The sequence below is a fragment of the Nostoc sp. UCD121 genome (assembly GCF_014222285.1).
GTDB lineage: Bacteria > Cyanobacteriota > Cyanobacteriia > Cyanobacteriales > Nostocaceae > Nostoc.
Map to the genome: position 1 here is coordinate 48055 of NZ_JACKZS010000009.1, position 14720 is coordinate 62774.

A 14720-nucleotide genomic window follows, 5' to 3' on the forward strand; every position below is an offset into this window, starting at 1 on the left:
TCGGTATTTTTTCAGCATTGATTAAGTATTTAGCCATTCGATTTTGGACTCTGGTTTTCCTCAGTCGAACGATTTTAGATTGTCGTATGGCTGTAACTAGCTTGAAATTACACCTTTTTTATTTTTGATCCGTTTCATGTACATCAATATAATATTTGCCAATGAGATTTTTACTTTTAAATAAATCTCACTCCAAATAAATATTTATTGTTTTGCTACCAATAATAATTGTCAAAGACTTGTAGATGCGTGTGCTTAGGCGGAAAGTTATCTGCCTTGCGAAACTAGTTGTAAATTTCTGTGGAATGTAACTTGTGTGACAGTTTATATCTCTAAATGGAGATTAAAGTATCTTTCTGTGGAATTTCAAAGTTACGCTATCCCCTGCACAACATTCTAATGAATGAGCAGCAATTCTGCAAAAACACGCTTTTTTGCTGCTGTTACAGTCTAGGTTCTACTTTGAGTAGATTTAGTAGATGAAAAAGTTAGGGAAATATTAATAATTCTTAGCGGAATAAAATTCGGGCGATGCTAAAAATGGCAGCGCTAAGTAAAGCACTCACAGGGATTGTAATTAGCCATGCAGCAGCAATACCTTTTAGTGTTTGGAACTTAATCGACTTAATATTTTGCACTAGTCCAATACCAACGACACCGCCGACGAGAGCGTGGGAAGTGGAGACTGGTAAACCTAACCGAGAAGCGATGAGGATAGTGGTAGCAGTAGCAAGTTCGGCACAAAATCCACTACTAGGTTGCAAGGCAATAATGTTTTCGCCAATGGTGGCAATGACTTTTTTTCCCCAGACAGCTAAACCACCAACAATACCAGCACCGCCAAGGATTAAAATCCAAAGGGGGATGCTAAGACCATCTGTAGGTACGCTACCAGTACGATTGATGTAAACGATCGCAGCTAAAGGAGCGATCGCATTTCCCACATCATTAGAACCGTGAGCAAAGGCTACAAAGCAAGCACTTAGTAGTTGGAATCGGGCAAATAATCTTTCTACAGGATTGGGGAGTATTTCTCCCTTGTCTCTCTTATCTCCCAATTGTCGCCAACTAATGATTGTGAGTCCAACAGCTGCGATTGCACCTGTTAAAAGTGGGATGTCATGAGAAGGGATTGTAAAACCAACTTGCTCAATTACAAAATTGGTTAGCGGTTCAGTCAGCGATGGTAATACAATCACACCGAAGACACCTAGCAGCGCAGTACTCAACCAGGGAATCCATTCTTGTAACTGGACTACTTGATTGGGTTGATCTAAAATCCAGTGCTTGATTTGACTATAAAATAAAGCAGCGATCGCACCACTAATTAATGGCGTTAAAACCCAGCCAATGCTAATTAAGCCAATTGATGCCCAATCAATTGCACCTACTCCCAAAGCTACCCAACTAAATCCTGCGATCGCACCAACAACCGCATGAGAAGATGAGACTGGTAAACCGCGTGATGTGGCAATTTGCAACCACACACCACAGGAAATTAGTACCGTTACCATCCCAGTAACTAATATTTGGGGTGTAGCCGCAAATAAGGCGGGATTAGCAATTTTCGTTGCGAGAGTTTCCGTTACCTCATGTCCAAACAACACAGCACCCATAAACTCTAATACCCCAGCGATAATTATCGCTTGTTTGAGGGTGATAGCTTTGGAACCGACAGAGGTTCCCATCGCGTTAGCGACATCGTTTGCTCCGAGATTCCAGGCGACGTAGAAAGCTAGTAGAGCTACGAAAAGTAGTGTAATAAGCATTTTGTTGGGGACAAGGGGAAAGTGAGAGAGATGAGGATGAAACTTGAGACTTTACAGCTATTTTCAGATAAATAGTTAAATGGGTGGTTAGAAACCGCATCTACACAAGGCTTTACCCACCTCCGTGGGTTTCAAACACTCAATTTTTTTAGTCCGCACAGGTAGACTTTGTTTGTGTAGCCGCGAATTTCATTCGCTGAGGCTTAAGTTGACTTCACCGTTGAACCTTTGAGCTTCGTCGTCGAACCTTTGAGCTTCGTCGTTGAATCTTTAAGCTTCATCGTTAAACCTTTAAGCTTCATCGTTAAACCTTTGAGCTTCATCGTTAAACCTTTTAGCTTCATCGTTAAACCTTTGAGCTTCATCGTTAAACCTTTGAGCTTCGTCGTTGAACCTTTTAGCTTCATTGTTGAACCTTTTAGCTTCATCGTTGAACCTTTTAGCTTCGTCGTTGAACCTCTGAGCTTTAAAATTCTAGTTTTAACACTCGCCCATCTCCCTCATCTTCCTTTTACGGATAAATTAAGATTTTATAAGTATCCGGTGTGGGTGCGATCGCTTGCTCAACAGCTGCTGATAAATCTTTTAATGGATAGCGATCGCTAATCAACGCTTTTACATCGATTCGCTGATTAAATACAATATCGGCTGATAGATTCTGAAGCCTATAAGAGGAACTGTAACTGCCTATTAAGTCAATTTCCCGACGGTAGAGAATATTGGGGTTGATAGGAATTTCCAACTCATCAGGAAATTCGGCGAAAAATAAGATTTTACCGCCTTTGCGAGTACTATCAAGTGCTTGAAAGAAAGCTTTTTCACTCGGAACCGCCAGCAAAGTAACATCAACACCTAGTCCACCAGTGAGCGCATGGATTTTTGCTGTTAAATCGGGATCGCGAGCATCAAAAGCCGCTTCTGCACCGACACTCAAGGCTTTATCAATTCTAGAAGGTAGTAAATCGGTAGCGATCGCTTTAGCTCCGAAATACTTCACCAACATGATAAACATTAACCCAATGGGCCCAGCACCAGTAACTAATACAGTTTGTCCTGGAGCAATTTGAGCTTTTCTCACCGCCTTCAAACAGCAGTTAGTTGGTTCTACAAAACTTGCTTCTTCAAAGCTGATGTTATCCGGGATGGGAATCAACCCACCATTTTCCACAATATGTCCAGGAACTTTGACATAATCAGCAAAACCGCCGCCACTGGCGTTAAAGCCTGCGGTAGTGGAGATGTTTTTGTAAACATCGCACATAGAGAAATTATCATTTAGGCAGTAGGCGCAACGCATACAAGGGATGTGGTGCATCACTGCTACCCGTTGTCCAACTTGCCAACCTTTGACATTATTGCCTATTGCTGCGATCGTGCCGGCAGTTTCATGCCCAAAAATGCGCGGCGGTTCATACAGTGGATAACGAATTTTCTTAATATCTGACTGACACAATCCCACAACCCGCACCTGTACCAGCACTTCATCTGGTTCCACGGTTGGAACTGGGATATCTTCGTAAGACAGTTGATTAACGCCTCTAAATACCTGTGCTTTCACGCTGGTTTTTCCCCACTCAACGATACTAGATGTAACATTAGTGGTGAACTTTAAGCTATCAGATTTGAGATTTCTGTGTTTTAGCTCGATAGAATTTTACGGGTGCATATCAGTATTTCTTTGCTGACTAAATCAAATAGCTTTTTAAGAGATAAGGGCGTGTTACGGCTTACGTAACGCTGTATTATTTTTAAATATTTTCTCAATATTTTCTCCGAGAAGCTAGCAATGACTATTCGCCATGCGACTGAAACTGATTTACCTGCAATTGTGGCAATTTATAATGCTGCAATTCCTAGCCGCATGGCAACTGCTGATTTAGAGCCAATATCTGTAGAAAGTCGCCTTCTTTGGTTTAAGGCGCGATCGCCTTCACAACGGCCACTTTGGGTAATCGAAGTGGAGGGAGTAATTGCTGGATGGCTTAGTTTCCAACCCTTTTATGGGCGGCCCGCCTATAATAAGACTGCCGAAATTAGTATTTATATAGCCCCTCAATTTCATCGCTGTGGTTTGGGACGACAACTATTAGGACAAGCAATTAGCGAAAGCCGTAGTTTGGGTTTAAATACCCTGTTAGGCTTCATCTTTGCCCACAATCAGCCCAGTTTAAACCTTTTTGAAACATTTGGTTTTCAATCTTGGGGACATTTACCTAAAGTTGCCGAAATTGACACCGTTGAACGAGATTTAGTAATCATGGGACTGAAAATTATTGACATTCCCACAGATTAAAACCGTAAACTGTCAATGATTGTGTGATCGCTGCAATTATTTACCAGAGTAAGCAAATTTAGAGACACAAGATTTTGCATCTTTAAATATTTCTTAACAACGCTGCAACTGCGTTAACAACACAACAATTTCATCAATAGCCTGACGCAGAATGGTTGCAGGTTGCTCCGATTGATTCACGATAATGCTAAAAACTAACGGTTCATACTTCGGCGCATTCATATATCCAGATAGAGAAACTACACCCGTTAATGTACCTGTTTTTGCTTGCACAATGCCCTCAGCAGATGTGTTTTGAAAGCGCCCTTTTAAGGTTCCAATTTTACCTGCTACGGGTAAAGATGCACGATACACATATCCTGCTGGTGTTCTTGCCATCCCTCGCAAAGTTTGTACAAAAGCTTCTGGTGTCGCTAAGTTCCGACGTGATAAACCTGAACCATCTATTAAAATATAATTTGCTGGATCAACCCCCAATTTAGTTAAACTCGCTTTGACAGCTTCTAAACCAACATCAACGCTAGTTTTAGTTTTCACTCTGGGTTTTTCCCCAGCTAATGCTCTCAATAGTGCCTCAGCATAAAGATTATTACTATTCTGAAGAGTTTCCATTAATAATTCAGATAAAGGTGGTGACTCTACAAAAGCTATTTCCTCTTGATGAACACCACCAGTTACCACTAATGTTTGTCCCAAAGGAATTTTTTCTGTTGCCAAAGCAGCACGGAAGCGTCGTAAGAAGTAATAATTAGGGTCGATTACAGGCAAATCTATTAAAGACGGTTCAGAATTTGTTGTTAGTTGTCCTTGAATTCGTAATGCTGTTCCTGATAATTCGCGGGTAATATTGACGTAAGTTGGTTGATTTTGGGCAACCGTTATTGACTGATTAATTGTCCGCCACTGTTTCGCCTCGCCAGGATCAATCCACACGACTTGTAAGGATTTACCTACAGCCTGCGGTACAAGTTTTAAGCTAAAAATATTTTGATTGAGAATAAAGCTGCTGACTGGTGCGCCATAGTCTGACTGCACATCTTCCCATTGCCAGGTGGGGTTAACAATGTCTCCTTGAATATAACTATCATCAGCTATCAATCTCTGAATTTGAGTAATACCTTTCTGTTTTAGCTGCTGTGCTAATGTTTGCAGTTGAGTATCACTTAAGCTGGGATCTCCCCTACCGACAACACGTAAAACACCGTTGCCATTCTGATAAATAGAGGTGCGAATCCGAAAATTAGCACCCAATTGCTGCAATGCAGCTGCTGTTGTCAACAATTTGAGGTTAGAGGCGGGAATAAAATATTTTTGAGCATCCCGACTGTAAAGAGTTTGCCCACTTGACAGGGGTTGCACTAAAATTCCCCAGCGCACCCGACTAAATAAAGGACGATTGATTACAGCATCTATAGCTGTTCCCAGTTGGGTAGAGCAAATTGATTTTGTACTGGTTGTTGGTGCGACTTGGGTTTGTGCTTTCGCAATAGAACTAAATCCTATCTGGCTAGTCAAGAATATTAACAAAACACCCAGTGGTTGATTGAAAGTCTTAAGTCTCACCAATTTTCCTTATCCCAAAGATAGATATTTTTAGTTTGCCAACAACTTCTTTCCGGAGAGAGAAGAATTGGCTCAGTAAAGTTACTTAATTAGTATAAGGAAGATGTTCATACGTTTCACACATGGGCGATGTCTACGACGGGCTGCGCCTACGCACAAACATAATTTATGGGACTACAAAATAGAAACGTAAGTCAACCTGCATATACAGAAATACGAAATCGAGGCAATGGTGTGAGTACATTTTTATCTGGTGTAGCTGTATTACTCTCTACTTTGGCTTTGGGATGTAGCGGCTATGTAGCTTATGAAGTTTTCACGTTGCGGCAGACACTAAATGCTAGTAATACAGTCAGCAACACCATTCCCACTCAAGTGCCAAGCCCTACAGCTACAACTTCTCCACAAGCAACGATCTCACCATCCCCAACTAGTGCTACAACATCAGCAATTAGCCCTGGTCAATTTGTGCAGCCTGCTTTTGGCAAAAAGGCAGAAGTTGAGTTACTTTCAGCAAAGCGAATTAAAGATCCAGAAACTGGAAACCGTGATGTGGTAAATCTGCAAATGCGGATTCGTCGCCTTGCCACAGACGGAATTGTTGGTGATATTATATCGGTGGCTAGTACAACAGCCCGTAATGTTGAGACTAGCGTAACCTACAAAGGAGTTGCTCTCAATCGCTCAACAGGAAGCGTTTCTTTGTTTCAAGTACGCCCACAAGCCTCCGCAGATGCTTATATCTGGCTAAGAGTTCCCGATGGCGTTAATAACTTGGACATTTTTGTGCCAGATACAGCCGCATTTAAAAATGTACCAATTTCTAATTAGTGGTGTATGGAATTAATTTTGATAAAGCGCAAGATTCCCAACTTCTTTATGAAGTCAGGAATCTGAACAACTCAACTCAAACAAAATTATTTTTTACTCTAAATTAGCAACCCCAAATTAACGATGGTAGATGCTTGAGGCTGTAATTGAAAAAGGATTACTCCTCTTCCTCTTCATCTTCTCCGAACACTGCGTCTATCAGTTCTTGTGCCCGCTCGTCTGAAATCTTTAAGGCTTCTTGAAGTTCAGAGATATAATCTTGTTCAGCTTCGGGTACTTCTTCATCAATCCCCACAACTAAGATAGCTGTGATATATGCAGCTTCCCGATAACCTCTATTGGGCAATGATTCGATGGACTGGGCAATTAAATCTTCTGGTTCTTCTTCTTCAATCAAGCTGACGACTTTTTCTGTCAATTCTTCAAAGTCTTCTTCAGAGTAATCTTCAAATAAGTCAACCCGACCGAGAAATTCACTTAAAGCATATTCTTCGGTTGAAGAAATACCTTCACCATCAGCAGCAGCGGAAAAAAGTCCAAGGATTGCGATCGCAACTTCTGGTTCTAAAGCAACTGAACTAACACTACGGCCTTTGGGCAACTTGCGTTTAGACATAATTATCCTCTAAAAGTTACGTGATATTTCAGGAAGTAAAATGCTTCCTAAAATTTAGGATTCCCAAAAGAATGGAGAAAAATACATTGGTATAAATATTTCTTCATAAAAAATACGCAGAGAGCCATCCCTCTGCGTATAAAAAAACTATTTAATTCTCAAAAAGCGTTACAACTTTGTCCCACACTCAGCGCAGAAGTTGTGGTTAGGAGCATTTTTGGCATTGCAGTTACTACAATAAACTGGCTCTGCTGCTGCTTTGGGCGATTGCTTCTGCAAGCCGACCATTTGAGCGTTGCTCTTACCAGGGACTACCATTGGATAGCAGTTTTCGTCTCTGGTGACGTGGACATTTAAGATTACTGGCCCTTTGTGTGCCAGCATTTCGGCGATCGCATCTTTTAATTGACTGCGATCGCTAATTACCATGCCTTTAATGCCATAAGCTTTTGCCAATAATTCTACGTCTGGCATCCCTACTTCCATGTCGGAGCATGAGTAGCGTTCACCATAGAAGGCTTGCTGCCACTGGCGCACCATCCCTTGCCAGCCGTTATTGATAATTATTGTCTTGACATTTATTCCATACTGTGAAATTGTTCCTAGTTCCTGCAAACACATTTGGAAACTAGCATCACCACTAATACAGATGACTTCTTCATCAGGAAACGCCACTTTCGCGCCCATTGCCGCAGGTAAGCCAAAACCCATCGTTCCCAAACCAGCACTAGAAATCCAGCGCCTTGGGCCATTCTTCAGGAATTGTGCTGCCCACATTTGATGTTGTCCGACATCTGTGGTGTAGAAAGCATTGGGTGCTTGGCTATTGACTTCTACAATCACTTCTTGGGGTGAAATGCTGTCGGGATGGTGCGGCACGATTAGAGGATACTCATCGCGCCAACGGTTGACTAGATTCAGCCATTCTTGGTTTTGATTAGGTGTAGCCTTTACGCCTGTTTCTTTGCAGCGACGCAACAAGTCTACTAACACATTCCGCACATCGCCGACGATGGGCACTTCGGGAACGCGGTTTTTGCCGACTTCTGCAGGATCGATGTCGATGTGAATTACTTTCGCGCGGGAGGCGAATTCGTCTAACTTGCCTGTAACGCGATCGTCAAATCTAGCACCAACGCAAATCAGCAAGTCACAATCACTAACAGCGAAGTTAGCGTAAGCTGTGCCGTGCATCCCCAACATTCCCAAAGCGAGGGGATGATGTTCGTCAAATGCACCGATCCCCATTAAGGTTGTGGTGACAGGGATGTTGAATAATTCAGCTAGCTCTTTGATTTCTTCATGGGCACTAGCTGAGATCGCACCACCACCGATATACAGTAGAGGACGGCGACTTTCAGTAATCAACTGAATCGCAGCGTTGATTTGTCGGGGATTCCCCTTTACCGTGGGACGATAACCGCGTAATTTTGCTGAACCTGGTTTCACAGGTACATAGTCAAATTCTTCTAAAGCTACATCCTTGGGCACATCAATCAAAACGGGCCCCGGTCGGCCACTGCTAGCGATGTGGAAGGCTTCGGCGACAATTCGCGCCATATCTTTGGGGTCACGCACTACATAAGAGTGCTTGACGATGGGTAACGTAATTCCGTAAATATCGGTTTCCTGAAACGCATCTGTACCGATAGACGGCCGTGCTACCTGCCCCGTGACTATAATCATCGGGATTGAATCCATGTAGGCGGTGGCGATCCCTGTCACCAAGTTAGTTGCTCCTGGGCCAGAAGTGCCAAAGCATACTCCTACCTTCCCAGTTGCACGGGCGTAACCGTCTGCGGCGTGGGCTGCGCCTTGTTCGTGTCTCACGAGAATGTGCTTCATAGCACCAGTCGCTTCCACTTTATACAGGTCGTCGTAAATTGGTAGAATTGCTCCACCAGGATAACCAAAAATATAATCAACGCCGTGGCGATGAAGGCTGTCAAGCAAAGCAAAACCGCCAGATGCACGTTTGGGCAAGATTGGCGGGCTAGAAGCACGAGACTGTTTGTGATTCTCAGTTTGTGGGAGACTAATTTGGGAGAGCGATTCTCCTGCGGAGACACTTCGTGAACGCACGGTCAAACCTCAGACTATAGCTAAAGTTAATGCTGGATTCTGTATTTAAGATTTCATTTTAGTTGAAAACTTCAATCAAAACCTTATTAATTTTTATATTAAATATAAATCTAGATTATTAGCCTACATAATTAAAGTACGTCTTGCAAGACTTTGCGGGTATTTTGCCAAGCCCAAACACCGACAACTACGACAACAACACTCATCGCTACAAGCACAGTTCGTAAACCCAGAGCATCAGTTAAGGGCCCAGTAATTGCCAGGGGTAACGCCAGGGCAATGTTGACGGCATGATTTTGAAAGCCAAACACTTTACCGTGCATGGTAGACGGTGTTTGTTGTTGAATTAAAGTTTGCATGGGTACGCCAATTAGGGCAGCACCTACACCCAAAACTGCACAGAGTCCTAGCGCCAGTAATAAGTTGTGCGTAAAAGTGAACACCCCTAAGACTACTGCCATCATCAAAAAACCAATTAAAGGTAAAGGTTTTTGATGCAATTTATCACCCCAGTGGCCTAAAATCGCCGCACCAAATACCATACCCACCCCTGCTGCTGCCAAGAAAAATCCAAACTGTTTTTCTTTTAAACCAAATTCCTCGGCTAATTGAATTGTCAGCACCGTTAAGGCTGCAAACACACAATATAAGGTTGTCAGTTGCAGCATGGCATTCAATATCAAACGATTTTTTTTGAGATAGCGCAGGCTTTCAGTGAATTCAGCCCAAGGGTTATTTAATGCTCGATGTTCCTGTTGGGGTTTGTGTTCTTTGAACTTAATTGGCTGCATGATCGCAGCCGATAATATGTATAATCCACCAACTACAATCTCTTGACCGTATTCTTCTCCCATCAAGCTTTTCGCCAAACTCAAAATCGGCTCTCCGATAGCAAAGCCAACAATTAAAGCTCCCATCATTGTGCTGCTAAACAGCGCATTGGCTGCTAACAAATTTTCTCGTTTCACCAACAGGGGAATGGCTGCTTGCTCGGCTGGTGCAAAAAACTGCGTCACCGTGGAGATAGCAAAAGTCAGGATTAATAGAATCAGAAACTGTCTTGGCAAAAGGGGAAGACACAGCGTTAATATTCCCCGCACAATGTCTGAGCCAACCATGATAAGTTTTTTTGGCAAGCGATCAACAAAGATACCACCAGCAGAGCCGAACAAAATTGCTGGTATTGTAAAGGACAGCATCAAAGTTGAGTACATTGAGTTTTGTGCCAACCCAGGAAGCGGTGAATAGTTCTCCAGGAGAGCAATCATCAAAACGAAGAAAACCTTATCTGCTAACTGGGACACCAGTTGCCCAATCCACAAAAGCATAAAACCACGGTTTTTTAGCAGTGCGCCAAACCCGTTATTAACAGCAGCTGGTTCAGTTGGAAACATTAGATACTTTCTTTAGGTAGATAGGGAGTGGGGAGTCGAGGAACTAATGACCAATGACTAATGACTAACTCCTGTTTACTTACTCCATTGTCCGGATTAATTTGCTTCATAGTGTTTTAACAGCATAAGCAAAAAATCAGTTGCTGTCAGACGACCTTTGGGTGGATAAATTTCAATGGATGAATCTACCCAGCAACCTTGTACAATTTGGGGCGATCGCCAGATGGACAAATGATCAACTGCTGGCTCTGCATAAAAGTTATTTTGCCCACAACCTAGCAAACAAGAACTCCAATGGGTGAAATAATCATGACTCATCCGGTGAATAGGGAAATTACCCTGTAGCGGTACTCCCCATCCATCTATAGCAATAAACGCTTTGACACGACCACCCAAGAGTTGCCACAAATGCGCCGCTCCGATTGCCCCAACTACGCCAGCACTAAAGCTAATGAATATAATTGGTGATTCTAGAGAGTTGATGAGGCGAACGCGCAAAAACTGCAAAATCTGCAAAGCTGACAAACTCGAAAAATCCTTACCCGGAAAAACCAGTATATTAACTTTATTTTCAGGAATTGAGCCATTATAAATATCTAAGCATCCTGATATAAAGGATTGGGTCAAGGCTGGATCGTGCATTCCAGGGCAAATAATGATGTTCATCTGTTGACAGTTGGCAGTTGACAGTCAACTTTTTAGCACAAATCTTATTAGTGGGATAGGTTCTTGATTTGCAGTTCCAAACACTCACCTATGCTCCAAGACTGATTGTGCCAGTTGCGTAAATGCTATAAAGTAATCGTAAGGCGATGGAGCTCGCCACAACCGCCTAATCAAGCTTATAAACTTACACTTGAAAAAAAGGCTGATGGCTCCTATTCTTCTGGCTTGCTGAGGAAGAATAGGGTTATTTGCTGAAAACTTCCGTTAGCAAGTCACGCTTGCCCATTTAATTATTTTGGAAATTGCGTGATGCTAGAAAGTTTTATCTTAATCTTGCTAATCGGCTTTTTTGGGGGACAGATTGCCCGACGGCTGAAAGCCCCTGCACTAGTAGGCATGGTTTTGGTAGGAATTATACTAGGGCCACAAGTTGCTGATGCGATCGCACCTGAAGTCTTAGCTGCGTCTGCTCCTTTGCGAACGATCGCTGTCATGGTAATTTTGATGAAGGCGGGGTTAGGGTTAGACCGAGAAAAACTGGTACAACAAGGAACAGTAGCACTGCGATTAGGATTTCTGCCTGCGGCTTGTGAAGCCGTAGTTATTTCCATAGCTGCTATATGGATTTTAAAGTTCGACTTTCCCACGGGGCTACTGCTGGGTTGTATCATTGGAGCTGAGTCGCCTGCGGTGATCGTACCAGGGATGCTGCGATTGAAAAGTCTCGGTTGGGGTGTTACTAAAGGAATTCCCGATGCCATCCTCACCGGCAGCGCCCTATCAGATGTGTTACTACTACTAGTGTTTAGTTTGTTACTGAACTTTTTGACACAAGGCGCAACTTCTTCTGTGACATTGCCTTTTGGCATCACCCTGAGCGCAGTTCAACTCCTACCTATTCAAATTATTTGCCAAATTGTTTTGGGAGTCGTGCTGGGTTTAGTAACAGCACAGCTTTTAGTGTTGTTGCTAGCGAAGCAGAACTGGACTCAAAATGCGGTGCAGGATAGCCTAATTGCATCGAGTTTAGCGTTATTGCTGGTAGTGCTGGCAGAAAAATTCCCCTTTTTCTCTGGCTATCTTGCAGTGATGGCGATAGGATTTTTTTTGATTGAGTTGGATGCTCCTTTAGCACGACGTTTGCGTTCTGGCTTCGATAGCCTGTGGGTTGTAGCAGAAATCATTTTGTTTGTGTTGCTAGGGGCAAGTATTCAACTACAAGTGTTAGAAAAAACTCTTGTTCCAGGATTGGTAATTTTGGCAATTGGGACGTTGATTGGCCGCGCTATCGGATGGTATTTGTCTACATTGGGGAGTAACTGGAATCGTCGGGAGCGACTATTTTTGCTGCCAGGGAACTCTGCTAAAGCCACCGTTCAAGCGGCAATCGGGGCGATTCCACTAGCACAGGGCATTCAGGGTGGAGAGACAATTTTAGCTGTTGCAGCTTTATCTATCCTGGTGACTGCACCTTTGGGAGCTTGGGCAATTCCCATCTTTGCACCAAAATTGTTAGAGAAGGGTGAGGTTGATCCCACAAAGGTAGCGATCGCCCGTCGGATTGTCATACTAGCTGCCGTTGACACCTCCCCTCTAGCTAGTCAGGTATTGATTAAAACTGCTGAACTTGGCCGTCGTAGTGATGCCGAAGTAATTGTATTGCATATCATTCGCACCAACGATCCTCAAGGAGTAGAGCATCTGCGAGAAAAATCTCAACGACTTTTAGCAGACATCCGTCATAAGTTCATTGCGATTACAGGCTCGATTCCAGAGGAAATTATCCGTGTTGCTCAGGACTATCGAGTTGCTGAGATTGTCATTGGCAAGCGAGGACATCAGCCTTGGGATGAAGTTCTTGTGGGTTCTGTCTCCCAGGCAGTATTGGAATCCAGCCCAATTCCTGTCATTTTAGTTGACGATGATCGTCTTGCTAACTAACTTAATACCTGGAACTAATGATCATGCTGCAAAATCCTGTGGTTCGTGCCCCTGTTGGTATCAGTCTAGGTGCAATTGCTGGCGCACTCTCACGCTATTATCTCGGTTTGTGGTTGACTCAGCTTTTTGGTACAGGATTTCCCTACAGTACGCTGATCATTAATATTAGTGGATGTTTTGTTATGGGTTTTTTTACAATGCTAGCAGTGGGGCGATTAATCGCAATTCATCCTGATATTCGGTTATTAGTAACTACAGGTTTTTTAGGGTCTTATACCACCTTCTCAACTTATGAGTTGGATACAGCTAATTTGCTCCAAGAATATAGCTTAGAAATTGATTTGCTTTACTGTCTAAGTAGTGCTTTTTTGGGGCTGATTAGCCTGTTGTTAGGGAATGCGCTAGCTGAATTATTGATTATTAAAAAGGAATCATGATTCATCCAACTCAATATTTAATTAACAAAAAATGAAGTTAGGTTAATAAATAATGTGCCATCAAGACGTTTTTATTACTTGAGCAAATTACTTTACGAAAAGCTTGGCGATCGCTACTCCTAAAATCACCGCTGCCAAACCGAGAATTGCACTCCCTGCCCAATAAAAGACCGTCGCAGTCTTTTGTTTGCTACGCCACAGGGTTAGAGTATCAAAGCCATAGGTTGAAAATGTGGTGTAAGAACCTAAAAATCCAGTTCTAATAAGTAAATCCAATTCCTTCGGATAGCCTGTAATTCCTTTAGAAATCGTAAAAAAGAAACCCATCGCTAAACACCCAGTCAAATTAATGGCAAATGTTCCATAGGGAAATCTTGTCCCCAATTTAGCTTTTGTCCATTCTGTAATGTAAAACCGAGACAGCGCTCCAGGAACTGCACCTATCGCAATTGAGAGAACATTAGTTAAGTCTGCCACTAGTTTTGTAAGTCTCCGTCAGCAATGTTTGAGTTGTTTTGCATGTAATGGTAACTTTTTAGTTAATCATAAATTTCTCTTCAAAAGAGGCAGTCTAGGGACTTCCAGTGAAAAAACATCCCATCCCTGCGGGACGCTTACGCGAACGCAAAGCGTCCCGCAGATTACGTATGGCCGCACAGATATTTATTGGTGTTAACTTCAGATCGTCCCCTAGGGAAGGAGTACGCAGACTCGCTCTAAGCATTCGCGTAGTGTCTCTAAAAGTTACTATGCCGAAGGCGTTGCCTTTCGTAGAGAAGGCTTTACGCTGCGCTACTCGCTTTTTAGTGACACTCGTAGACTTGCTACTGCTGCGCTATCAAAATTTATTCTGTTAGCGTAGCGGATAGCTAAGGTTTAGCCCATTCAAGCTCCTGACTCCTGAATTCTATTTTGCTACCTTATTCCGTAACTCGTGTGTAAGCCCTAATTTCTTGGGAAGCTCCAGACTTAAGACAGATTGATTAGAGTGTTTTTATCTATACAGTGACAATCAAAATATGTCTTTTGATGTATTATTTTGATTTTGCCACCTATCCTATCCCCCTGGATGGGATAATAAGTTACTAGTATGGGAAAATGTGCAAACTATTCCCTAACTCCAAATCT

13 protein-coding genes and 1 riboswitch are annotated in these 14720 nt (G+C 42.8%); of the genes, 4 read left to right on the forward strand and 9 right to left on the reverse strand.

Annotated elements, in window-relative coordinates; translation table 11 throughout:
- Positions 1-509 precede the first annotated feature (509 nt).
- The 3 genes from GNF10_RS03530 to GNF10_RS03540 all read right to left on the reverse strand — a co-directional run bounded on the left by GNF10_RS03530 (position 510) and on the right by GNF10_RS03540 (position 3327).
- Positions 510-1769: an inorganic phosphate transporter gene (locus tag GNF10_RS03530; protein ID WP_185582557.1), complete on the reverse strand. Its 1260-nt coding sequence runs from the start codon at positions 1767-1769 to the stop codon at positions 510-512.
- Positions 1770-1972: 203 nt separating this feature from the next.
- On the reverse strand, positions 1973-2176 hold the full coding sequence (locus GNF10_RS03535; RefSeq protein ID WP_185582555.1) for a hypothetical protein: 204 nt from the start codon (positions 2174-2176) through the stop codon (positions 1973-1975).
- Positions 2177-2280: 104 nt separating this feature from the next.
- Complete coding sequence (locus GNF10_RS03540) at positions 2281-3327, reverse strand: zinc-dependent dehydrogenase (protein ID WP_185582553.1); 1047 nt, start codon at positions 3325-3327, stop codon at positions 2281-2283.
- A 228-nt stretch (positions 3328-3555) separates the two neighbouring features.
- On the opposite strand from GNF10_RS03540, the gene GNF10_RS03545 reads away from it, so the two are divergent.
- On the forward strand, positions 3556-4062 hold the full coding sequence (locus tag GNF10_RS03545) for a GNAT family N-acetyltransferase (protein WP_185582552.1): 507 nt from the start codon (positions 3556-3558) through the stop codon (positions 4060-4062).
- A 93-nt stretch (positions 4063-4155) separates the two neighbouring features.
- Here GNF10_RS03545 and dacB read toward each other — a convergent pair whose 3' ends face one another.
- A complete protein-coding gene (gene dacB / locus GNF10_RS03550; RefSeq protein WP_311774100.1) occupies positions 4156-5625 on the reverse strand; it encodes a D-alanyl-D-alanine carboxypeptidase/D-alanyl-D-alanine-endopeptidase in 1470 nt (489 codons plus the stop codon).
- A 234-nt stretch (positions 5626-5859) separates the two neighbouring features.
- Here dacB and GNF10_RS03555 point away from each other — a divergent pair, with 234 nt between their 5' ends.
- Positions 5860-6456, forward strand: a complete 597-nt coding sequence (locus GNF10_RS03555) for a hypothetical protein (RefSeq protein WP_185582564.1) — start codon at positions 5860-5862, stop codon at positions 6454-6456.
- A 157-nt stretch (positions 6457-6613) separates the two neighbouring features.
- Here the strand turns inward: GNF10_RS03555 and GNF10_RS03560 are convergent, their stop codons facing one another.
- From GNF10_RS03560 to GNF10_RS03575, 4 genes are all read right to left on the reverse strand, one after another.
- Positions 6614-7072 carry a tellurite resistance TerB family protein gene (locus GNF10_RS03560; protein WP_185582550.1) on the reverse strand — a complete coding sequence of 153 codons (459 nt, stop codon included), beginning with the start codon at positions 7070-7072 and terminating at the stop codon, positions 6614-6616.
- Positions 7073-7240: 168 nt separating this feature from the next.
- Positions 7241-9154 (reverse strand): biosynthetic-type acetolactate synthase large subunit, encoded by a 1914-nt coding sequence (ilvB, locus tag GNF10_RS03565; protein WP_185582547.1) that lies wholly within the window; start codon positions 9152-9154, stop codon positions 7241-7243.
- A gap of 131 nt (positions 9155-9285) precedes the next feature.
- Positions 9286-10548, reverse strand: a complete 1263-nt coding sequence (locus GNF10_RS03570) for an MFS transporter (RefSeq protein WP_185582545.1) — start codon at positions 10546-10548, stop codon at positions 9286-9288.
- Between the two features lie 96 nt (positions 10549-10644).
- The gene (locus GNF10_RS03575) at positions 10645-11214 is read right to left on the reverse strand and encodes a hypothetical protein (RefSeq protein WP_185582542.1); all 570 of its coding nucleotides are present in this window, start codon (positions 11212-11214) and stop codon (positions 10645-10647) included.
- A 133-nt stretch (positions 11215-11347) separates the two neighbouring features.
- Positions 11348-11436, forward strand: a riboswitch (Fluoride riboswitch).
- An 87-nt stretch (positions 11437-11523) separates the two neighbouring features.
- On the opposite strand from GNF10_RS03575, the gene GNF10_RS03580 reads away from it, so the two are divergent.
- Positions 11524-13155: a sodium:proton antiporter gene (locus GNF10_RS03580; protein WP_185582540.1), complete on the forward strand. Its 1632-nt coding sequence runs from the start codon at positions 11524-11526 to the stop codon at positions 13153-13155.
- A 23-nt stretch (positions 13156-13178) separates the two neighbouring features.
- Entirely contained in the window at positions 13179-13592 is a 414-nt protein-coding gene (crcB, locus tag GNF10_RS03585; protein WP_185582538.1) for a fluoride efflux transporter CrcB, read from the forward strand.
- An 87-nt stretch (positions 13593-13679) separates the two neighbouring features.
- Here crcB (GNF10_RS03585) and crcB (GNF10_RS03590) read toward each other — a convergent pair whose 3' ends face one another.
- Entirely contained in the window at positions 13680-14069 is a 390-nt protein-coding gene (gene crcB, locus GNF10_RS03590) for a fluoride efflux transporter CrcB (RefSeq protein WP_185582536.1), read from the reverse strand.
- Positions 14070-14720: the final 651 nt, after the last annotated feature.